At 63.7% G+C, this 19,965-nt stretch carries 19 protein-coding genes; 9 read left to right on the forward strand and 10 right to left on the reverse strand.

Annotated elements, in window-relative coordinates:
* Window positions 1-126 precede the first annotated feature (126 nt).
* From IE053_RS02720 to IE053_RS02730, 3 genes are read left to right on the forward strand one after another with little or no spacing between them, the layout of a single operon-like run.
* Window positions 127-1,923 (forward strand): ABC transporter ATP-binding protein, encoded by a 1,797-nt coding sequence (locus tag IE053_RS02720; RefSeq protein ID WP_189571365.1) that lies wholly within the window; start codon window positions 127-129, stop codon window positions 1,921-1,923.
* Window positions 1,920-2,855 (forward strand): DMT family transporter, encoded by a 936-nt coding sequence (locus IE053_RS02725; protein ID WP_189571368.1) that lies wholly within the window; start codon window positions 1,920-1,922, stop codon window positions 2,853-2,855. Before IE053_RS02720 ends, IE053_RS02725 begins: the two co-directional genes overlap by 4 nt.
* A complete protein-coding gene (locus IE053_RS02730; RefSeq protein ID WP_189571371.1) occupies window positions 2,852-3,550 on the forward strand; it encodes an N-acetylmuramoyl-L-alanine amidase in 699 nt (232 codons plus the stop codon). Before IE053_RS02725 ends, IE053_RS02730 begins: the two co-directional genes overlap by 4 nt.
* A 165-nt stretch (window positions 3,551-3,715) precedes the next feature.
* On the opposite strand, the gene IE053_RS02735 is transcribed toward IE053_RS02730, so the two are convergent.
* Window positions 3,716-4,177, reverse strand: a complete 462-nt coding sequence (locus IE053_RS02735; protein ID WP_189571374.1) for an ABA4-like family protein — start codon at window positions 4,175-4,177, stop codon at window positions 3,716-3,718.
* A gap of 41 nt (window positions 4,178-4,218) precedes the next feature.
* Between IE053_RS02735 and IE053_RS02740 the strand changes: the two genes are divergently transcribed.
* Window positions 4,219-4,734 carry a gluconokinase gene (locus tag IE053_RS02740; protein WP_189571377.1) on the forward strand — a complete coding sequence of 172 codons (516 nt, stop codon included), beginning with the start codon at window positions 4,219-4,221 and terminating at the stop codon, window positions 4,732-4,734.
* Here the strand turns inward: IE053_RS02740 and IE053_RS02745 are convergent.
* The 5 genes from IE053_RS02745 to dnaG form a co-directional block, all read right to left on the reverse strand.
* Window positions 4,731-5,657 (reverse strand): DUF2167 domain-containing protein, encoded by a 927-nt coding sequence (locus IE053_RS02745; protein WP_189571380.1) that lies wholly within the window; start codon window positions 5,655-5,657, stop codon window positions 4,731-4,733. The genes IE053_RS02740 and IE053_RS02745 overlap by 4 nt on opposite strands.
* 160 nt (window positions 5,658-5,817) lie before the next feature.
* Window positions 5,818-6,291 (reverse strand): YaiI/YqxD family protein, encoded by a 474-nt coding sequence (locus IE053_RS02750; RefSeq protein WP_189571383.1) that lies wholly within the window; start codon window positions 6,289-6,291, stop codon window positions 5,818-5,820.
* Window positions 6,284-6,781, reverse strand: a complete 498-nt coding sequence (locus tag IE053_RS02755) for a YbjN domain-containing protein (RefSeq protein ID WP_189571386.1) — start codon at window positions 6,779-6,781, stop codon at window positions 6,284-6,286. Before IE053_RS02755 ends, IE053_RS02750 begins: the two co-directional genes overlap by 8 nt.
* A 104-nt stretch (window positions 6,782-6,885) precedes the next feature.
* Window positions 6,886-8,832, reverse strand: a complete 1,947-nt coding sequence (gene rpoD, locus IE053_RS02760; protein ID WP_189571389.1) for an RNA polymerase sigma factor RpoD — start codon at window positions 8,830-8,832, stop codon at window positions 6,886-6,888.
* A gap of 40 nt (window positions 8,833-8,872) precedes the next feature.
* Complete coding sequence (gene dnaG / locus IE053_RS02765) at window positions 8,873-10,738, reverse strand: DNA primase (protein ID WP_189571392.1); 1,866 nt, start codon at window positions 10,736-10,738, stop codon at window positions 8,873-8,875.
* Between the two features lie 249 nt (window positions 10,739-10,987).
* On the opposite strand from dnaG, the gene IE053_RS02770 reads away from it, so the two are divergent.
* Window positions 10,988-12,049, forward strand: a complete 1,062-nt coding sequence (locus IE053_RS02770; protein ID WP_189571395.1) for a hypothetical protein — start codon at window positions 10,988-10,990, stop codon at window positions 12,047-12,049.
* A gap of 2 nt (window positions 12,050-12,051) precedes the next feature.
* Here IE053_RS02770 and IE053_RS02775 read toward each other — a convergent pair whose 3' ends face one another.
* Window positions 12,052-12,525 carry a GatB/YqeY domain-containing protein gene (locus tag IE053_RS02775; RefSeq protein WP_189571398.1) on the reverse strand — a complete coding sequence of 158 codons (474 nt, stop codon included), beginning with the start codon at window positions 12,523-12,525 and terminating at the stop codon, window positions 12,052-12,054.
* 160 nt (window positions 12,526-12,685) lie between these two features.
* Between IE053_RS02775 and carA the strand changes: the two genes are divergently transcribed.
* Entirely contained in the window at window positions 12,686-13,828 is a 1,143-nt protein-coding gene (carA, locus tag IE053_RS02780; protein WP_189574666.1) for a glutamine-hydrolyzing carbamoyl-phosphate synthase small subunit, read from the forward strand.
* A 144-nt stretch (window positions 13,829-13,972) separates the two neighbouring features.
* Window positions 13,973-14,233 carry a hypothetical protein gene (locus IE053_RS02785; protein WP_189571401.1) on the forward strand — a complete coding sequence of 87 codons (261 nt, stop codon included), beginning with the start codon at window positions 13,973-13,975 and terminating at the stop codon, window positions 14,231-14,233.
* Window positions 14,234-14,248: 15 nt separating this feature from the next.
* Here IE053_RS02785 and IE053_RS02790 read toward each other — a convergent pair whose 3' ends face one another.
* Window positions 14,249-14,773 carry an SRPBCC family protein gene (locus tag IE053_RS02790; protein WP_189571404.1) on the reverse strand — a complete coding sequence of 175 codons (525 nt, stop codon included), beginning with the start codon at window positions 14,771-14,773 and terminating at the stop codon, window positions 14,249-14,251.
* Entirely contained in the window at window positions 14,751-15,101 is a 351-nt protein-coding gene (locus IE053_RS02795) for an ArsR/SmtB family transcription factor (RefSeq protein ID WP_189571407.1), read from the reverse strand. The genes IE053_RS02790 and IE053_RS02795 overlap by 23 nt, the downstream gene beginning before the upstream one ends.
* 111 nt (window positions 15,102-15,212) lie before the next feature.
* Between IE053_RS02795 and IE053_RS02800 the strand changes: the two genes are divergently transcribed.
* The gene (locus IE053_RS02800; protein ID WP_189571410.1) at window positions 15,213-15,836 is read left to right on the forward strand and encodes a hypothetical protein; all 624 of its coding nucleotides are present in this window, start codon (window positions 15,213-15,215) and stop codon (window positions 15,834-15,836) included.
* 5 nt (window positions 15,837-15,841) lie between these two features.
* On the opposite strand, the gene rnr is transcribed toward IE053_RS02800, so the two are convergent.
* On the reverse strand, window positions 15,842-18,169 hold the full coding sequence (gene rnr / locus IE053_RS02805; protein ID WP_189571413.1) for a ribonuclease R: 2,328 nt from the start codon (window positions 18,167-18,169) through the stop codon (window positions 15,842-15,844).
* Window positions 18,170-18,299: 130 nt separating this feature from the next.
* Here rnr and IE053_RS02810 point away from each other — a divergent pair, with 130 nt between their 5' ends.
* On the forward strand, window positions 18,300-19,466 hold the full coding sequence (locus IE053_RS02810) for a LysM peptidoglycan-binding domain-containing M23 family metallopeptidase (protein ID WP_189571416.1): 1,167 nt from the start codon (window positions 18,300-18,302) through the stop codon (window positions 19,464-19,466).
* Window positions 19,467-19,965 lie beyond the last annotated feature (499 nt).

Below are 19,965 nucleotides of genomic sequence, written 5' to 3' on the forward strand. Positions count from 1 at the left end.
TGCCACCGCGTGACGGTGGACGCAGCCTATGCCACTGGACGGTATAAAAAGCACGGCACTGCGACGCTTTTTTGCAAAAAGTTCGGCATCGCTGGACCGGCGCGGCCACTCGGGCAAAAGGAAGCCATGATTCCGCCCAAACGATCGCTCCTTTTGAGAATCTGGCGTGAGCACCTGTCCCGCTATGCGGGGCGGCTGGCGCTGGCTTTCCTGTTCATGATCGGCCTCGCCCTTGCCGAAGTGGGATTCGTGCTGGCGACGGAGTGGATCTTCGCAGGGCTCGAACCCGACCGGGCGAGTCGCTTTGCCGATGTGAACGCCCGAAACGTGATGATCTGGGGGCCTTTGCTCATCATCGTGCTCGCCATCGTTCAGGCAGGCTTTTTCTATCTCCAGGCGCTGACGGCACAGGGCGTGGGGATTGCGACCCTCCGCGACCTCCAGAACCGCATGTTCGGCGCGATCCTCCGCTACGACGTTGGCCAGGTCAAAGGGCGGACAGACGGCGAGGCCCGCGTCGGCGGCCTCGTCAGCCGCTTCACCAACGACATGACCACCCTGCGCGAGACCCTGCGCCGGGCGCCCAACGGTCTCCGCGATCTCGTCAGGCTGGTCGGCTTCATCGGCGTCCTTGCCTTTCTCGACCCGGTCCTCTTCCTCTGTGTTTTGCTGATCTACCCGCTTGTCGGCATCCCGATCTCCATCATCGGCCGGGCCATCCGCAGGCTCGCGCGGCGGGTCCAGGCCCAGATCGGTGACATGACGGGGCTCCTGGCGGAGAGCATCGGCGCCTTGGAAACCATCAAGGGCTATGGCCTCGAGGAGCATGAGCGGAAGCGCATGGCGCAGGCGTTCGAGGAGCGCCGCTCGCTGCTGATGAAGCTGGTCCGCTACACGTCGGCCAACGAGCCGATGGTCACCGTGGTCGCTTCCCTGTCGATTGCCTTCATCATCGCTGTCGCCGCATGGCGGATCGATGCAGGTCTCCTGACCGGGCCCGAGCTCGTCGCCTTTCTCATCGCCATGGCCCTGCTCAGCCAGCCCGCCCGTGGCCTCGGCACGTTGAACGCTGTCCTGCAGGAAGGTCTCGCTGCGATGGAGCGCGTCTTCGGCGTCATCGATGCCAAGCCCAAGATCGTCGATCCGCCCCATCCCAAACCACTCCCCATCGAAGCCGGGAAAGCCCCGGCCATCGGGTTCGAGAATGTTGTTTTCTCCTATGACGAGGGCGTGCCGCTCCTCCGGGGTTTCAACCTCGACATCCCCGCCGGGGCCACGGCGGCGCTGGTCGGCCCGTCCGGTGCAGGCAAATCCACCGTGTTCGGATTGCTCCCACGCTTCTACGACCCGCAGGCAGGCAGGATCACGATCAACGGCACCGGAGTCCACGAGGTGAGCCTCGCCGCGCTCCGTTCACAGATGAGCATCGTCACCCAGACACCGATCCTCTTCGACACCACCATCGCGGACAACATCCGCATGGGGCGTCAGAACGCCAGCGATGCCGAAGTGCAGGCCGCCGCCAAGGCTGCCGCGGCACACCGTTTCATCGAACGCATGCCCGACGGCTACAATTCCAGGGTCGGTGCGGGCGGCAATGCCCTTTCTGGCGGGGAGCGCCAGCGCATCGCCCTTGCGCGGGCTTTCCTCAAGGACGCGCCCATCCTCCTTCTCGACGAGGCGACCTCCGCCCTCGACGCCGAGAGCGAGCGCCTGATCGAGGAAGCCATGAAGCGCCTGCGCGAAGGCCGCACCACTCTCATCATCGCGCACAGGCTCTCCACCATCCGCGACGCCGACCTCATCGCCGTCATGCAGGACGGCCAGCTCATTGAGCAGGGGACCCATGAGGGCCTCCTTTCCCAAGGCGGCCTTTATGCAAGGCTCGTTGCGCTTCAGGACCGCCAGGCGGAGCCGGCATGAAGCCTGCCCATGCGCTGCTCCTGATCGCGATCTGCCTTGCGTGGGGCCTGCACATGGTCATCGTGAAGGCGGTGACCGGAATCGTCGACCCGCTGACCTATGTCGCCTTCCGCATGCCGATCCTTGCGCTGATCCTCTCGCCGCTCCTGCGCTGGTACCCGGGGCAGATGCACCGCGTGCTGATTGCCGGGGCCTGTTTCGGTGGCCTCAATTACATGCTGATGTTCACTGGCATTTCGCTGACCACGGCGTCCATCGGCTCGGTCCTCGCCGAAAGTTACGTCATCATCGCCACGATCTTCTCGGTCGTCTTCCTTGGCGAGACAGTCGGCTGGAAGCGCATCGCAGGCATCGCCACGGCGCTCATTGGTGTGCTGATCATCGCCACGGCAGACGGAGATGCTACCGGCAGCGCCAACCTTCCCCTGGGCGCGTTCCTCATCATCTGCGGCTGCACGGCCGAGGCGACAGGCGCGATCTTCGTCAAGAAGATCGACGGCGTGAAACCGCTCGCCCTGCTTGCCTGGATGGCCCTCGTGGGCAGTATCGTCAGCATCCTGCCTGCAGCCATCCTCGCCAAGGACCATTTCGCATGGATCTCCGATGGGTCCTTTACTGCCGTAAGCGGTGCGCTCCTCTATTCGATCCTCATCGCCAGCGTCTTTGGCCACACCAGCTACTATTTCCTGCTGCAGCGCGTTCCGCTCAGCATCATCGCGCCCTCGGGCCTGCTCATCACCTTTTTCGCCGTTCTCTTCGGCGTCCTGCTGCTGGGCGAGGTGCTGACCCCGCGCCTGATCCTGGGGACCGGTCTCGTGGTGGCAGGTGTTGCCGTGGTCCTGCTGCGCAGCCACCAGCCTGACCGCAAGCAGGTGCTTGCCGCCGCCGCGGCATCCGACGACCAACCGGCTCAGGAGGCTTTGACGCCATGATCGACAAGGAATGGACCTCGCCCAATCACGGCGACCGCAAGGGCAGGGACATCTCGATGGTCGTGCTGCACTACACCGGCATGAAGACGGCGGAAGAGGCGCTTGAGCGCCTCTGTGATCCCCAAGCGGAGGTGTCGGCCCACTACCTCATCGAAGAGAACGGCCGTCTGCACCAGCTCGTCCGCGAGGAGCGCCGCGCCTGGCATGCCGGCGTCGCCCAGTGGGGCGGTGAGACCGACATCAATTCCGTCTCCATCGGCATCGAGCTTGTCAATCCGGGTCATGAGTTCGGCTACCGGGACTTTCCCGACGACCAGGTCGACGCGCTCATCGACCTCCTCGAAGCTATCAAGGATCGTTACCAGATCCCCCGTGCGCGGATCGTAGGCCATTCCGATGTCGCCCCCGGCCGCAAGGAAGACCCAGGCGAGAAGTTCCCCTGGAATGCCCTGGCTGCGGAGAAGCTCGCCATCGGCCCGTGGTCAGGCCAGATGCCGCTCACTTTGCCCAATGAAGAGCAGGCCCTCGGCCAGCTCGCCACCATCGGCTACGGTGTCGAGACGTTCGGCGCTGAGGCCTGCATCCTTGCCTTCCAGCGCCGCTTCTGTCCGCGGCGCATGGGGCAGGGCCTCGACCAGGAAACCCGCGCCGCCATTGCCGAGGCCTGCGAGAAAACGGGCGCCTGTTCGGCCTGACCGCTAGCGGAAGAATCCGCCATGCCAGAGCGCCCAGCCGACGATCACGATGAACAGGACGAAGCCGACGGCGAAGAAGGATCCTTTGGGTTTCATGGTCATCGCTCCACTGTCTGCGCCCAGTTCTAGAGCGGAGGGGCCGCGCCGGTGCAAGCCCCCGAGGGGCTAGGCGCGACTTTGCAGCTCCGCTGGAACCGCGACCAGCTCCCGCCGCATCACCTGCCGCATGACGAGGTAGAGGAGGAGCCCGAACGGCCCGGCCATGAAGGTGAAGAACAGAGGCACGATCACGAGCAGGTGCGGAACCCGGTTGGCCTGCGCATCCCTGACGATCCAGGCGCCGACAAACAGGTCGAAGGCCAGATAGTGCACCCAGCCTGCCACGAACCCGTACTCGTTCGACATGAGCCCCATCACGCTCTCCAGCGTCGAGAAGTCCGGCGCCTCGAAACCCCCGCCCGCGGCGGTCAGGTGGATCAGGAGGCTGAGATAGAGAACCGCCAGCACCGGCACGACGAGTCCGAACGCAAAGAGCTGGGTGAACCGCCAGCGCGGCAGGAAGACAAGCAGCAGCCAGGCGGGCAGCACGCTCATATTGACGTATTGGAACAACTGGTCGGCGCTCATGCTATGCCCTCGAACATCGAATCCGGGAGAGCCTAGAGGGGATGAGCCAGAACGCCACCAGCCTTCAGCAGAGAAGGCTCATCGTCGTCATGGGACCGGCGGGCGCGGGCAAGAGCGCCGTCGGATCGGCTGTCGCCCGGTTGCTCGGCGTCAGGTTCATCGAAGGCGACGAGTTCCACCCGCCGGAGAACATCGCGAAAATCAGGGCGGGGATGGGCCTGACCAATGAAGAGCGCCGCCCGTGGATCAGGTCCATCGGCGAGGCCGTGCGCGCTTTGGATGACCCGGTCGCTGTCCTCGCCTGCTCGGCCCTCAACTGGAAAATCCGTGCGATGATGAAAGAGGAGATCCCGGCGGATCTCCGCTTCTTTCTCCTCGACGTTCCGGAGGCGGAGCTCCGCCGACGCCTCGCCACGCGTCAAGGCCACTTCGCGGGCCCCGCACTCCTCCAAAGCCAACTTGCCGCCATGGACAGGGCAGAGGAGGCGAGAAGGGTGGACGGCACGAGGCCGGTCGCCGCGATCGCCAGGGAGATCGCGGCGCTGGCCGAAGCCTAGTCTTCCTTCTTGCCTGAGAAGAGGCGCCTCAGGAACGCGAACGGCGCGAGGAGCACGAACCAGAACTTCTTGAGAAGCAGGAGTGCCGCGCCGAGAAGTCCCGCGCTCTTGGCGAATTTCACCCCGGCCAGCGCGGCGAGGACACCGACAGCGCCCGCTGCCGCAACCTTGTCGCCTTCCTCGAAGTCCGCATAGGATTGTTCCGCATTCGGCTCGTAGGCCGTGAGGATCGTTTCCAGCTCTCTCTCGATCTCTTCGGCCGAGATGTCGTCGTTGAAGGGAACGAGGCTGAACTTCACATAGCCGCGACGGTCGAACCGGGTTGCCTCGACATTGATGACCGGATCACCGGCCCAGTCCATCCGTGTCGCATAGTAGAGATAAGCCTTGTCACGATTGAGCGTGGGGTAGACGAACCAGTCATCCGCCGTGATCTCGATCCCGAGATTGGCGCTCTGGCCCTTGAGGCCCTCGACCATGTCGTCCCAGATCTGGTTGATCTGCTTCTCCCGGTCCGCTGCCTCCCAGTCATCGAACGTCACATAGCCATCGGAATTGGGCTTCTCGATGATGAGTGTATCGATGGCCTCGGTCGGCTGGAGGATCATGGCGTCGATGATCCGGCAACTGCCCGGTTGCCAGCCCCAGTCGTTTTCCGTCGTGTCGCAGATCGCATCGCGGCTCGCATCGATGCTGAACGAGCTGGTCGGCGTCAGGCTGCCGCGCTGGAGTTCCTTCGGCTCGGTCAGCCACGAATAGCCTTCGTAAAGCTCCGCTGCGCCGGGTCGCAGAATGTTCGGATTGGACAGCTCGGCCGCCAGTTCGACGGCGGGTTCGAGATCAGCCTGCGTCTCTTGTGCTTCCTGCGCATGAGCGCAAAGCGGCGCCGCCATGAACGCGCCGAGAATGATGAACTTCTTCATGATGCCCCTGTGTTTTCAGAAGGAGCATGAAGTGTTGGGCACGAGCGATCAACCGTTTGTGAGGCCCGGTTGCTTTTTTTGTCATGTCGGCCTTGAGCGTTTGGAAAAGCCGGGCGGCCACGTTTGTCGCTGCGGGCAGCGCGCGGTGATTGGCCTCGGATCAGTTTCTGACCGCGCGCCCAACCAACAGGTCCAGCGTCTGCAGGAACCGCGAGCGGTCTTCCTTCGTGAAGGGCGGGCCACCTTTGCCGTATTGGTCGCCGCTGCCGCGGAGGTCGTTCATGATGGCGCGCTGGGCGATCGCGCCGCCTATGGTATTTTCCGTGAACGGATGTCCGTTGGGGCCTGTGACCTCTGCGCCGGCCTTCAGGCACCTGTCGGCGAGCAGGATGTCCGCCGTGACCACCACCTTGCCAGGGCCAGAGAGCTCCGCAACCCTGTCATCGGCCTCGTCAAAACCTCCGCCCACGACCTGTTGCCTGATGAGCGGGTGCCGTTCGAGACGAAATCCCTGGTTGGCGATGAACAGGACAGGCACGCCGTAGCGCAGGGCAACCCGGATGCACTCTTCCTTGACCGGACAGGCATCGGCATCAACGAGCAGGACAGGCTCGTCCGTTGACGGATCAGTCATCGCCCGGCTTGTCGCTGTCGTCGGGGAAGGGGAAGTCCTCCTCGAACCAGCGCACCGCTGTCGCCCACCAATCGATCACGTCATCGAAATTGCGCTTCGTCAAACCGCCACGTGTCGAGACAACCCATTCCAGCCAGGGGTCGCCGTTCTTGTCGATGGACGCACTGCCAAGGGGTCGGTTGAAATTGTAGGCGTTCGTTGCCTCGAGCGATGTGCCTTCGGGCAGGTCGAAGCCGATCTGGAATTTCAGCGAGTGACAGACATCCTCCTTGTCACAATCGAGGAAGTAGATGTCGTAGTTCCATCCACCGATACCCGTGCGAATGACATTGTAGCCCTCATCATCCGTCTCGAGCAGCGCGCGATAGCCCGCATTCTGGAGATAGCGGACAACGGTCTCCGGACGCTCGGCCAGGACCTGCTGGGCGTGTGCGGAGGACAGGCCGGACAGGCCGAGAGCGGCAATTGCCGTGATTGACCGTGTGATCATGGGAACCCCCTGTATTCGCTGGCAAGCTTGCATGGCTTCTGCCTCAGGAAAAGAGGGGGGGAGCACCCGAAACGAAATAGGCCGCCCGGAGGCGGCCCTGCTTCTTAGTTGTCGAGGAAGCTGCGGAGCTTCCGGCTCCGGCTCGGATGCTTGAGCTTGCGGAGCGCTTTCGCCTCGATCTGGCGGATGCGCTCACGGGTGACCGAGAACTGCTGGCCGACCTCTTCGAGGGTGTGGTCCGTGTTCATGCCGATACCGAACCGCATACGGAGGACACGTTCCTCGCGCGGCGTCAGCGAAGCGAGGACGCGGGTCGTGGTCTCGCGCAGGTTCGACTGGATTGCGGCATCGATCGGGAGGACGGCGTTCTTGTCCTCGATGAAATCGCCGAGATGGCTGTCTTCCTCGTCACCGATCGGCGTTTCTAGGGAGATCGGCTCCTTGGCGATTTTCATCACCTTGCGGACCTTTTCCAGCGGCATGGAAAGCTTGTTGGCAAGCTCTTCCGGCGTCGGCTCGCGGCCGATCTCGTTGAGGATCTGGCGCGAGGTGCGGACGATCTTGTTGATCGTCTCGATCATGTGGACCGGGATGCGGATGGTCCGCGCCTGGTCTGCGATCGAGCGGGTGATCGCCTGGCGGATCCACCAGGTCGCGTAGGTCGAGAACTTGTAGCCGCGGCGGTATTCGAATTTATCGACCGCTTTCATCAGGCCGATATTGCCCTCCTGGATCAGGTCCAGGAACTGAAGGCCGCGGTTCGTGTATTTCTTCGCGATCGAAATGACGAGGCGCAGGTTCGCTTCGACCATTTCCTTCTTGGCGATCCGCGCTTCGCGCTCGCCCTTCTGCACGGTCTGCACGATGCGGCGGAAGTCCGACACAGTCAGGCCGGTCTCCTGGGCAAGCTGGCCGATTTCGTCACGGATGGCGATGATCTGCTTTTCGCCCTTGGTCGTGAAGTTCTGCCAGCCGCGCCCTTCAAGCTTCGAGACGCGTTCGAGCCAGTCCGGATCAAGCTCGTTGCCGAGATATTCGGCAAGGAACTCCTGACGGTTGACGCCATAGCTGTCGGCGAGGCGCACCAGCTTGCCTTCGAGGCCCATCAGGGCACGGTTGATGGCGTAGAGCTGCTCGACCAGCGCCTCGATGCGGTGGTTGTGCAGGCGCACCGAGCGGACCCGCTCGACAATGTCTTTCTGGAGTTTCTTCAGGCGCTTGAGCTGGCTTTCGGAAAGGTCTTCACCCTGCAGCTGCTGCTCGATCTGGATGTCCTGGAGCCTGCGGAGCTTCTTGAAGTCGTCCGCGATGTCCTGGAAGGTCTGCATGACACCGTCGCGCAGTTCGGCTTCCTTGGCCGACAGCGACAGGTCGCCTTCGTCGAATTCGTCTTCGTCCTCGCCAGTTTCGGCGGCGCGGGCTTCCTGTTCCTTCTGGACGCGCTCGGCGACTTCCGGCCGGGTCATGTCCGGGCGGCTCTCGGGGCCACCGGAGAAGGTCGCGTCGAGGTCGATGATGTCGCGCAGGAGCACGCGGCCTTCCTCGAGTTCCTCGCGCCAGACCGTGATGGCCTCGAACGTCAGCGAGCTCTCGCAGAGCGCGCGGATCATCGATTCGCGGCCAGCCTCGATGCGCTTGGCAATGGCGATCTCGCCCTCACGGGAGAGCAGCTCAACCGCGCCCATCTCGCGGAGATACATCCGCACAGGATCATCGGTGCGGTCGCTGTCGGCCTTGGTGTTGGTGGTGACGGTCTGGGCCGTCTTCTTCTCGACGACTGCAGAGCCGGTGGCTTTCTCGCCAGCCTTCTCTTCTTCCTCGGCCTCTTCGTTCTCGGTGACGTTGATGCCCATGTCCGAGAGCTTGGACATGATGTCTTCGATCTGCTCGGAATTGTACTCGTCCTCGGGGAGGACGGCATTCAGCTGGTCGTAGGTGATGTAGCCTTTTTTCTTCGCCTCTTCGATCAGCTTCTTGACCGAAGCGAGGTTCATATCGAGCACCGGCTGTTCGCCCGTCTCGTCGGCTTGCACTTGAGAAGTCTTGCTCATTCGGCCCCTTGTCGCGCCTTAAGGCCCGGACGAGGGTGCGCTATGCCGCGTCACTTCCTCCGGAGCCATTCTGCCTATCCGTCCCAGCTCCAAGGCTTAGCCGGACGGAGTTTAACCAAATTTTCTCTCGGGCCGGGTCGAGATGGGCCTCCGCACCCGCTTCACTGATCTCCGCGTTCAGGATCTTCTGCCGCCGGTCGATCAGGTAAACGTCGCGCCATCCGTCCTTGGCGATCCCGTCCTCTGCATCTCGTCTAATGAAACGGACCGTCCGTACCAGGGGGTCCGCAGACCAGCGCTGGTAGATGGATTCCGCTTCCGAACAAACGCTCAACTGAGTACGCAAGCCTTCAAAGTCAAGGTCTGGAGCGCCGATCAATGCATCCACCGTCCGGCTCCAAAGCTTTGCCAAATCTGGGTCTTCGATGGTGAGCGCGAGAATGTCCTCTTCGAAATGATGGAAGAGCTGGGGGTGATGGATCAGGCCGATCACGAGCTGCGCCTCACGGGCGGAATTCTTCGGCGCTCCGATGCCTCCCTGGCCAAGGCGTGAACGAAGCTCGGGCGACAGCTTGGCAGGTGGCTGAACCCTCCGCTTTCGCTGGGCTTGCCGTCGTTCCTTGCTGTCCCGGATGATCTGCCCCCGCAGGTCATAGAGCCGGTCCTTGAAGGCTTGGCGCATGGCCCCCTTCATCGCCGGGTCCTGGATCCGGCTCGCCCGCTCCATGATCTCGGTCTCGAGGGCTGCGATGTTCTCGGCGGAGCCGGCGCCATGCCTTGCTAGGGCCAATTGCCACATCGTGTCCTCGGCATCGCTGCGGGCGGCGAGGATCTGGTCCATGGCGGGTTTGCCGCCACGCCGCAGCAGATCGTCCGGGTCCTCGCCATCCGGGAGGAAGGCAAAGCGCAGGGACTGCTTCGCCGACAGGGCGGGCAGGGCACGGTCCAGCGCCCGTTCCGCGGCGCTGCGGCCTGCGCGGTCGCCGTCGAAGCACAGGACCGGCGCCTGCTGCACCCGCCAGAGGAGCCTCAATTGGTCCTCGGTCAGCGCCGTGCCCAGTGGCGCAACCGCGGCATAGCCCGCCGCGTCGAGGGCGAGGGCATCCATGTAGCCTTCGCAGACCAGGAGCGGGGCATCGCCCTTCAGCTTGGTCCGCGCGCGCCCGAAATTGTAGAGCACGCGGCCCTTGTGGAAGACATCCGTCTCCGGCGAGTTCAGGTACTTGGCCGGCGCGTCCTTTTCGAGTGCCCGGCCGCCAAAGGCGATCACGCGCCCGCGGCCATCGAAGATCGGGAACATCACCCGGTGACGGAAGCCGTCATAGGTGGAGCCGTCGCTCTCCCGGACCTTGAGAAGCCCTGCGCTGACGAGGATTTTCTCGTCCACGCCCCGGCCAAGGAAGAACCGCTTCAGCGAATCCCAACCCTGCGGCGCGTAGCCGAGGCCGAAGGCTTCGAGGCTCGACCGCTTGACCCCGCGACGACGCAGGTAGTCCCGCGCCTCGGCGCCTTCAGGCTCCATCAGCGCTTTCTGGAAGAAATCACTCGCATCGGCGAGGACCTTGTAGAGGACTTCCCGCTCGGACAGCTTGCGCTCGTCTGCCTGGGTCATGCGTGGCACTTCCATGCCTGCGAGTGCCGCCAGCTCTTCCACTGCCTCGGGGAAGGTCCGGTTCTGGTGCAGCATCAGGAACTTGATGATGTCGCCCGAATTGCCCGACGAGAAATCGAAGAAGGCCATCTTCTCGTCATTCACGTAGAAACTCGGCGTCCGCTCCTTGTTGAAGGGGCTGAGACCGCGCCACTCGCGGCCCGCCTTCTTGAGCTGCACGTGCCGCCCGATGACGTCCGACGCCCGAAGGCGCGACTTCAATTCATCGAGGAACTGGGGCGGAAAGCTGGTCATGGTCTGGAGCCTAACCCGCGTCGCGCTGCGATGCGACGCCGCGATATCAACAACACTTTCTTAAGAATCGTTTATGTGAGGTTAACGGCGGGATTTAGTATCATCGTCACTACCAGGAGAAGAACCGGGCACGGCTCTTGCAAAGCAGGGCGTGAGTGAAGCTGTCGAGGAGCGCCCTCTCTGACCTCTCGAGATGAGAATACGCGCCGCAAGGACGCCCTGCTTGTCAGCGCGCGTCGGGCAAGGCGATTGCGGAACGCCGTCATCGGCGGGACCAGCGCCCTTGCGCTCGTGGCCCTGATGGCATCGAAGGGCTCGTCGATCGCGGCCCTCTCGGGTGACGGTCTCGATCTCAATCCTGGCGCAATCTTGATGCGGAGCCTCGTCACCGGCACTGCGCCGGAGACGCAGGAATCGTCCCTCACTGACGTTCGGGCCCGTTCCGAGGCGGCGCTGGCCAAGCGTTTCGAGGAGCAGGGGCTCTCGGCTGATGGCGCGCATCAGGACGGCAAGGGCGAACGCTACGATGTCGGCGAAGACGGCGACTCGTCCGGCCACGCCAAGCGCGACGCAAACTTTGATCCTGACATGTTCGACCGGATCATGCAGGCCCTCGCCGATGCCGAGGCGGCCGCTGACACCGCGGGTGGTCTCGATTTGGGAAAATCGGCTTCGCCTCTTGTGCCTGCTGGTCTCGGTGGGCCGACGGGCGGGGACGGCACGTCCGATACGCCTGATGGCTCCTCCCGAGCAGGCGGCGACACAGGCTCGGCCGGTCCGATCGGCGGCGGCGTCGGTGGCGGTGTTCCTGTCGGCGGCGGCGGCACGCCTGGCGCGGTTCCAGGCGGAAATTCTCCCGTTCCCGGCGGAAATCCGGTTGACGATGATCCCGAGGCGGATACGCCGCCCGAAGGCGACAACCCTCCGGGCGACAACCCTCCGGGCGACAACCCTCCGGGCGACAACCCTCCGGGCGACAACCCTCCGGGCGACAACCCTCCGGGCGACAACCCTCCGGGCGACAACCCTCCTGATTGCGAGAGCCCTGTCGCCGGCATGCCTGTCCCGACGGATGGCATCGACGGCACGCTGGCGGGCGAAGTGATGCCGAGCGCTGGCGGTTCAGGCAGCCCCAACGGCGCCGATGGCCAGCTGCCGAGCGACTGCAATGGCGATGAGCAGCCGGACGATCCTGACGGGCCTAACCCGCCGGGCGACAACCCGCCGGGTGGCGAGGTGCCGATCCCGGCGCCGTTCCTGCTGTTGCCAGCAGGTCTCGCGATGCTCCTGAGGAAGAGAAAGCGCGCCTAGCTTCAGCCGAGGCGCGCCTTCACCAACTTGTTCGCAGCGGAGAAATCCATCCGCCCGGCGTAGTTCTGCTTCAGCGCGCCCATGCACTTGCCCATGTCCTTGAGCCCTTCGGCGCCAATCTCGGCGATCACGCTATCGACAGCGTTTTCGATCTCCGATTCGCTCATTTGCTTGGGCAGGTAGCCGCGGATCACGTCGATCTCGGCCCGCTCCTGCTCGGCCATTTCGATCCGGCCGGCCTCTTCATAGGTTCTCGCGCTGTCCTGGCGCTGCTTGACCATCTTGGTCAGCACCTCGCGGACTTCGTCGTCGGACAGGCCGCAGCAGCGGTCCTCGCTGCGCGCCTGGATGTCTCTGTCTTTGATCGCAGCCTGCATCAGGCGCAGGGTGGAGATCCGGACCTTGTCGTCGCGCGCCTTCATGGCCGCTTTCAGGTCCGTTGCGATTTGCTTCGCAAGGTGTCCTTGCTCGCTCATTTCAGTCCTTTCGGGGCCTGCTTGAGGGGGAGGGCAGGCCGATTTACCTTTTCCCTTGCGCGGGCCGCGACCAGGTGTATCAACCGGGCCGTTTGCCGCGAGATAAAGGGTCCCCGGTCCTTCTCGGAGCCTGACGGGAACCGCTGGAGATGATGTGCCGCTGAGACTGAGTCAAGACACGAACATCCGTCCTGTCACCGGGCTTCTGGTGCTTGAGGATGGAACAGTTCTGGAGGGCCAAGGGTTCGGCGCGGTCGGCGAGGCCGTGGGCGAGGTCTGCTTCAACACCGCGATGACCGGCTATCAGGAGATCCTGACCGATCCGTCCTACGCGGCGCAGATCGTCACCTTCACCTTTCCGCATATCGGTAATGTCGGCGTCAATGACGAGGACATCGAGAACGCCGCGGCCAACGCCGCCATCGCGGCCCGCGGCGCAATCGTCCGCGCGGATGTCACGGCGCCGTCGAACCACCGTGCACGGATGGACCTCGAGGCGTGGATGCGCCGCCGCGGCATCATCGGCCTTACCGGCGTGGACACCCGTGCCCTGACCGTCCGTATCCGGGAGCAGGGGATGCCGAAGGGCGTCATCGCTCACAATCCCAATGGCCGCTTCGACCGCGACAGGCTCATCGAGCGGGCGAAAGCCTGGCACGGCCTCGAGGGCCTCGATCTCGCAAAGGAAGTCTCCACCGAACGCCCCTTCGTCATCGACGGCGATGGCCCCCATGTGGTCCTTCTCGATTTCGGCGTGAAGCGGAACATCCTCAACCGCCTGAAGGCCGCGGGCTGCAAGGTCACGGTTGTCCCGGCCAAGACGGGCTTCGACGAGATCATGGCTGCCAAGCCCGACGGCGTCGTTCTCAGCAATGGTCCGGGTGATCCTGCCGCCACCGCGCAATATGCCGTACCCGTCATTCAGAAGCTGATGGAAGCACGGGTGCCGATGTTCGGCATCTGCCTTGGCCACCAGCTCATGGCCCTCGCCGTCGGCGCCACGACCGTGAAGATGGCTCAGGGTCACCACGGAGCCAACCACCCGGTGCTTGAGCACGAGACCGGCAAGGTCGAGATCGTGTCGATGAACCACGGCTTCGCGGTGGACGAGGAGAGCCTCCCGGATCGCGTCGAAAGCACGTATACGTCTCTTTTCGATGGCACCAATGCAGGCATCCGGGTCAAGGACGCCCCCGCGCTGGCCGTCCAGCACCATCCCGAGGCTTCGCCTGGCCCGCAGGACAGTTTCCCCGTCTTCGACCGTTTCGTGGAGCTGATGCTCAAAGAGAAGTCGGCGGCCTAGACCATCCTCAACAGGCAAAGCCGTAAAGGGACGTCCCGGCAGCGTCCTTTTTATTGTGCGCCTGCGAAGACACTTTCGCTCAAAAGAACGTTGCCAACGGTTAACCTTCTGCTAGCGTCGTCCTCTTGGGACAGGAGGTATATCATGGTCACCAAGGGGCTATTGGGGCTTTTCAATCTCGGCATCTTGCCGCTGGTCGTCGTTTTTCTCATCGCGATGTTCGCGCCGGGAATTTTTGACCAACTCGCCGCGGGTGGCGATACGGTCGTCAATCTCATCGGCGACCTGATCCCGGTGGAAGGTGCCGAGAACGCCAGTGGCGAACTCGCCGGTGGTTCGCTCGTCACGCTCTATCTCGGCGTATTGCTGGGCCGTGTCGCGGCGTTCTTCCGCTCGCGCGACTAAAGACGGCAGGGCGGATCAACCGCCCACCCGCTTCCAGTACATCTCTTCGAGCGGGGCGTAGTGGACCCAGAAGTCGCGCGCCTCGCAACCACTCACCAGGTCGACCAGCAGGTCGAGATGGGCGTGCCACCCTGCGGCCGCGCCCCAACGATGCTCGTCACGCACGAGCCTGGTGTGGAGGAGATGCAGGACGGTCCCGTCGCCATCCGGCGTCAGGGTGATCGTCACGTGGGTTGAAGCACCGCTTTCTTCCGGCCAGCTGAAGGCCAGGAGGCGCGGCGGGTCATAGGCCGTGATCGTGCCTTCAAAGGTGATCGGATCACCGCATCCCACCGTCTTCGGCGGAGGGGAAGCGGAAATTCTGCTATGGTCGAAGTCAAACACGACGGTGCCGCCGACCTCGTTTCCTGTCTCGCCTGCACAGAACCATCGCTTCCGCAGCGCAGGGTCAGTCAGGTATTCCCACACCCGTTCAGGCAGGGCAGGCAGTCGGCGCCGGATTTCGAGCTGGTCTTCCTCAAGCTGAACGTCCGTGCTCATCGCTCTTCTCCTCCTTGAGCGCCTGCTCGAGGGCATAGTGAGCGCTGCTCCAGAAAACGCGGTACTTGTCGAGCCAGTCATGCGCCCGCTTCAGCCGGGCCGCATCGAGGGCGATCATTTGCTGGCGGCCGTGCTTGCGCCTGCGCACCAGACCCGCCCGTTCAAGGACCTGCACATGTTTCGATGCGCCTGCGAGGCTCATCGAGAGCGGGGCGGCAAGGTCACTGACGCTGCGCTCCCCGAGGGTCAGCTCGGCCAGCATCGCCCGCCGGGACGGATCACTGAGGGCGCCAAAAGTGGCATCAAGATCGTTTAATTGCTCAACCATAGGGTTGAGTATATCGGCCACTCCAAAAAGTCAACCAATAGGTTGAGTGACGGTCGCGGTTGCCGTGCGTCCGCATGAACCATAACCTTCGGCTTCATCTGGGAGGGCACCATGATCAGGACTTTCATCGCCGCGGCAACCGCGGCACTTCTTGCGACCTCGGCGCAGGCGCAAATCCCCGAACCGCTGGCCAGCACCAAGCTGCCAAATGTGGATCGCGCGACGCTGGTTCCGGTCCTTCAGCAGATGGGCTTGCGCCCCGAGACCGTGACGCTGGAGAGCGGCGAAGCGCTCGCCATCACCACGCCGAGCATGACTGTCATCCTGCGTCCGCGGGTCTGCAATCCGGACTGCGCAGGACTCTTCATGCTGTCGATCGTGCCGGATTCCGGAACGGCGGATCAGATCAACGCCTACAATTCTTTCGTCCCCGGTTCGAAAGCCGTGCGTCTGCCGAACGGCTCCACCGCTATCAGCCGTTACCTCATCGCAGATTACGGGCTGATAGCAGGCTCGTTCCTCATCGACCTCCAGGTCTTCGCCAACACCGTCGGCCGCTGGCAGCAACGGAACTTCCCGATGGGCAGCAACGTCCAGTCGGTCTCGCTGACCGAGCCCGGCGAAAGCCAGTTCGACTCCGAGATGCAGGATCTCCTCGACGATGTTCTCGAGCGGCCCGAACTCTGGAGCCGGGAAGTCGGGCATAGCAAATTTGACGGGATCTTCCCGCAGTAGGCGGACTATCGATTCTTCTTCTTCGGTTTCCGCTTGAAGCTCAGGGGCGGCGCATTGGATGTCGGTGCGTCGCCTTTTTTCCTGTTCTTCGCGCGTGACGCCGCGCGCTTGGCCTTCTCATGCCGGGAAGGGGGCTTTGCGTCCTTCCTGTCCGCTTCCTTCTTCGTCTTCTTCTTCTCCGCCTTCTTCGGCGAAGCCTTTTTCCGCTCTTTCAGCTCCTCGGCAGGCCGCGGCTTGGTCAGCATCTCGAAAAGCAGCCCGCCCTGGACCGGCGTCACTTCCAGAAGCCGCACCTTGACAGGCATTCCCATCGTGTAGGCGCTACCATTGCGCTCGGAGACGAGGGCGTTGCGTGTCTCGTCAAACTCGAACCGTTCCCATCCTAATGTCCGTGCAGGGATGAAACCATCCGCACCGGTCTCGTCGAGCGTGACGAACAGGCCGACACGGGTCACGCCACTGATCCTGGCGGAGAACGTCGCGCCGGTGCGTTCCTGCAGGAAGCTTGCAAGCATCCGCGCCTCGGTATCTCGCTCGGCCTGCACGGCGGCCCGCTCGCGCTGCGAGATCCCTTCGGCCACGCTGTCGAGCCTGTTCTCGTCTTCGGGCCGCTCCGCCCCCGGACCAAGGCCGAGGGCCCGGACGATCGCCCTATGTACCGTCAGGTCCGCATACCGACGAATAGGCGACGTGAAGTGGGCATAGCGCTTCAGCGACAGGCCGAAATGCCCGATATTCTCGGTGTCATAGATCGCCTGGCTCTGCGACCGCAGGACCGACATCGCGATGATGTCCATCTCGTCCTGCTTGCGCGCCTTGGCGAGAATGCCGTTCAGGTTCGATGCCCGCACCTCGTCCGCGCGGGGTAGGGTGTAGCCCAGCGGCGCAAGGTATTGCCGCAGGCCATCCAGCCGCTCCGGGTCCGGACGGTCATGCACACGGTAGATCGCTGTTCGGTCATGCTCCTGCAGCGTCTCCGCCGCGCAGACATTCGCCAGGACCATGAACTCCTCGATCAGCCGGTGCGCATCCATCCGCTCCTTGCGCGTGACGCCGGTGACATTGCCGCTCCCGTCGGTTTCGATCCGCCGCTCGGGGATGTCGAGATCGAGCGGCTTCCTGCGCTCCCGCGCCACCACCAGCGCGCGGTACGCTTCGAAGAGCGTCTTCACTTCGGCCGGGCCATCCTCGGTTCCGTCCTCAATCGCCTGAGCCTCCTCATAGGCGAGGTTCCTGTGATTCTTAATCTGTGCACGGAAAAACCGATGCTTCCGCTTCGAGCCCGATTTGTCGATCTCGATCTCGCAGCACAACGCCAGCCGAACTTGGCCTTCCTTCAGTGAGCAGAGGTCGTTCGACAGCCTCTCCGGCAGCATCGGCACCACCCGGTCGGGCAGGTAGACCGAGTTGCCGCGTTTCTCCGCTTCCTTGTCGAGGGCGCTCCCCGGACGGACGAAGTAGCTGACATCGGCAATCGCCACGGTCAGGCGGAAGCCCCCATCCTCCAGCTTCTCCGCATGCACCGCATCGTCGTGGTCCCGCGCGGCGGCCGGGTCGATGGTCATCAGGGGCCGGTCCGTCAGGTCGATGTGATGCTCCGAGGGCTCCATCTTCAGGGCCTCGGCCTCACGAAGGACCTGCGGCGGGAATTCCAGCGGAATGTCCTGCTCGGCAAGGGCGATGAGCGAGAGGTTCTTCTGCTCCTCGACCGAGCCTATCACCTCCGTGATCCGCCCCTTTTGCGGGCCGTAGCCCCGCTGCGGCTTCGGCTCTGCCCAGACCAGGTCGCCGTCCTTCGCACCAAGCGTCTCGTTCTTCTCGATACGGAAGAAGCTCTTCGACTTGCGGCTGACAGGCTCCACCGTCCCGCCTTCGCGCTCTTCGCGGAAGACGCCCAGCATACGTCCCTGCGGCTTGCCCAGGGGCTTGAGCACCGAGGCGACAACCCGGTCGCCATCTTTCCGAAGCTTGCCGAGAAACCGGTCCCCGACGCCGATGGCAGGCTTCACCCGGCCCGCTTCCTTAGACGGCAGCACGACCTTCGTCTCTGCTTCGTCCTTCGTCAGGGAGCAGGTGAGGTCGCCCTCGTCATCCATCCCCGTGACGACCAGCACCGTGACCGGCGGCAATTGCCCTGGCCGCTTCGCCCGTTTGCCGTCGAGGGAGAGCTTGCCCTCATCCTCCAGCCGCTTCAGGGCGCGCCGCAGCTCCGCGCGCTCCGCGCCTTTCACGCCAAAGGCGCGGGCGATGTCGCGACGGGTGACGGGGGTTTTGCGTTCGGCATTCTCGCGCTCGACATAAGCGACGAGATCCTTGTCAGTGGGAAGACTCATGCATCTTCAATGGCACAGACTGCGCCCTGTCCCAAAAGGAAACGATCTGGGACGGGGGATTAGCCGTTTGTTAAGCGTAGCAGGCGCATTCGTTAGGGGTCTCCTAACCGGCAGACCCGGAGAGCCCACTATGCCTACCGCGCGCAAGAACCTTTTCCTTCCTGTTTCCAGCTTCGCCCTCGTGGCTGCGGCAGGTGTTGCCGTGCTGTTCGATGCGGCGCATGCGGAGAGCCAGGTGCCCGTTCGCTATGGCACCGATCCCGGTTATGCCGGTGAGGCGCCGCAGGCCCTGAGCTATGCTGATGAAGACGCGCCGGCCCCCGTGGGGGAGATCGAGCATATCGTCCAGGCTGGTGATACGGTCTACGCCCTTGGTCGCCTCTATGACGTCCCTCCGGCTTCGATCATCGCCAAGAATCGCATGGCGGCTCCCTACGAGCTTCAGATCGGCCAGCTTGTGTACATACCGCAGGGGCAGGCCGAAGCACTGCCGCGGACCCAGACGGTCGGCATCGACCGCCGTCCGATCGCCAATGTCCAAACGCCGCGCACCAAGCCGCGCGAAGGCCGCTTCGCCCTCGATTCGGTTTATGAGGTCCGTCAGGGCGACACGGTCTACAGTTTGTCGCGCCGTTTCGGCATGTCGGTCACCGACTTCGCTGCCGCCAACAACCTGCGCCAGCCCTACACGATTTCGGTCGGCCAGCGTCTCGTCGTGCCCGGTGCCGCAGCGCCCGCGCCTGGCCGCGCGACCCAGCCGATCATTGCTGGCAGCGACATTCGTCGCCGCACGCCTGACCAACGCCAGCTCAACGCCAAGGTGATCGAGGAGACGATGTCGCCCCGCCGCCTGCCGGAGCTGGGCTCGAACAGCCCCTTCGCGTGGCCCGTCCGCGGCCCTGTGCTGATGGACTTCGGTGACAAGACCGCTTCGGGCACCCGCAGCGACGGCATCAACATCGCAGCGCCGATCGGCGCGCCCGTGCGTGCCACCGCCGATGGCGAGGTCGTCTATCGCGGCTCCGAGCTCGACGGTTATGGCAACCTGCTTCTCGTCAAGCACGACAATGGCTGGGTGTCGGCCTATGCCCACACCGACGCGATCCTCGTCAGGAAGGGCGATTACGTCCGTCAGGGTCAGGTCATCGCCAAGGTCGGGCGCTCCGGCAGCGTTGACCGCCCGCAGCTTCACTTCCAGCTAAGGAAGGACCTGCAGCCCACTGACCCGATCGTCGCCATGCAGGGCGAACTTGATGGAGCAGGGCAGGCCCTCACAGCCGCCAGCCTCCGCCGATAGATCCCAGCTCCACTGTCATTCCGGGGCGGGCAAGGCCCGAGCCCGGAACCAAGACAGTGCCGGCGTCGGTTCCCGGGCTCGCACGACGAGCGTCCCGGAATGGTACCCTGAGCACCGCCCATCAGGCGCTTCCCACGGTCCGGTCGTGGGGAGCGTCAGAAAAGAAATCCCCGCGCGCTCCAGCCAGCGTATCCTGTCCGTCCCTGCTGCTATTCAGGACAATCCGGGTTCGTCACGGATTGGCAGCGGGGCGGTGTTCCTCGACGCTACGGATGACAACCCTTGGGCGCTGGACGAGGGCTCAAAGTGCTCTGTGGGCCCCTCGCAGAAAAACACCGGGAGCGGAGGCGAAAGGCCCGCATACAGATTATACTGGAAGCGAGCCCTACCGTCCGCTCCGTTACCTGATCTCCTCTGTCCTCAAGCAGCGAAGCGATAGGACAGACGAAAAGGTCCTCAAACAGCGAAGCGATAGGACAGACGAAAACCACGACCACCT

Origin of the sequence: Parvularcula lutaonensis, assembly GCF_014651915.1 — a bacterium.
Taxonomy (GTDB): Bacteria; Pseudomonadota; Alphaproteobacteria; order Caulobacterales; family Parvularculaceae; genus Parvularcula; species Parvularcula lutaonensis.

Bases quoted from the DNA above. Each gene is read 5' to 3' on its own strand.
- rpoD (WP_189571389.1), bottom strand. From the start codon at position 8,832: ATGAGCAAGACTTCTCAAGTGCAAGCCGACGAGACGGGCGAACAGCCG.
- IE053_RS02785 (WP_189571401.1), top strand. From the start codon at position 13,973: ATGGTCACCAAGGGGCTATTGGGGCTTTTCAATCTCGGCATCTTGCCG.
- IE053_RS02745 (WP_189571380.1), bottom strand. From the start codon at position 5,657: ATGAAGAAGTTCATCATTCTCGGCGCGTTCATGGCGGCGCCGCTTTGC.
- IE053_RS02755 (WP_189571386.1), bottom strand. From the start codon at position 6,781: ATGATCACACGGTCAATCACGGCAATTGCCGCTCTCGGCCTGTCCGGC.
- IE053_RS02775 (WP_189571398.1), bottom strand. From the start codon at position 12,525: ATGAGCGAGCAAGGACACCTTGCGAAGCAAATCGCAACGGACCTGAAA.
- IE053_RS02740 (WP_189571377.1), top strand. From the start codon at position 4,219: ATGAGCCAGAACGCCACCAGCCTTCAGCAGAGAAGGCTCATCGTCGTC.
- rnr (WP_189571413.1), bottom strand. From the start codon at position 18,169: ATGAGTCTTCCCACTGACAAGGATCTCGTCGCTTATGTCGAGCGCGAG.
- IE053_RS02735 (WP_189571374.1), bottom strand. From the start codon at position 4,177: ATGAGCGCCGACCAGTTGTTCCAATACGTCAATATGAGCGTGCTGCCC.
- dnaG (WP_189571392.1), bottom strand. From the start codon at position 10,738: ATGACCAGCTTTCCGCCCCAGTTCCTCGATGAATTGAAGTCGCGCCTT.
- IE053_RS02800 (WP_189571410.1), top strand. From the start codon at position 15,213: ATGATCAGGACTTTCATCGCCGCGGCAACCGCGGCACTTCTTGCGACC.
- IE053_RS02790 (WP_189571404.1), bottom strand. From the start codon at position 14,773: ATGAGCACGGACGTTCAGCTTGAGGAAGACCAGCTCGAAATCCGGCGC.
- IE053_RS02720 (WP_189571365.1), top strand. From the start codon at position 127: ATGATTCCGCCCAAACGATCGCTCCTTTTGAGAATCTGGCGTGAGCAC.
- IE053_RS02750 (WP_189571383.1), bottom strand. From the start codon at position 6,291: ATGACTGATCCGTCAACGGACGAGCCTGTCCTGCTCGTTGATGCCGAT.
- IE053_RS02725 (WP_189571368.1), top strand. From the start codon at position 1,920: ATGAAGCCTGCCCATGCGCTGCTCCTGATCGCGATCTGCCTTGCGTGG.
- IE053_RS02730 (WP_189571371.1), top strand. From the start codon at position 2,852: ATGATCGACAAGGAATGGACCTCGCCCAATCACGGCGACCGCAAGGGC.
- IE053_RS02810 (WP_189571416.1), top strand. From the start codon at position 18,300: ATGCCTACCGCGCGCAAGAACCTTTTCCTTCCTGTTTCCAGCTTCGCC.
- IE053_RS02795 (WP_189571407.1), bottom strand. From the start codon at position 15,101: ATGGTTGAGCAATTAAACGATCTTGATGCCACTTTTGGCGCCCTCAGT.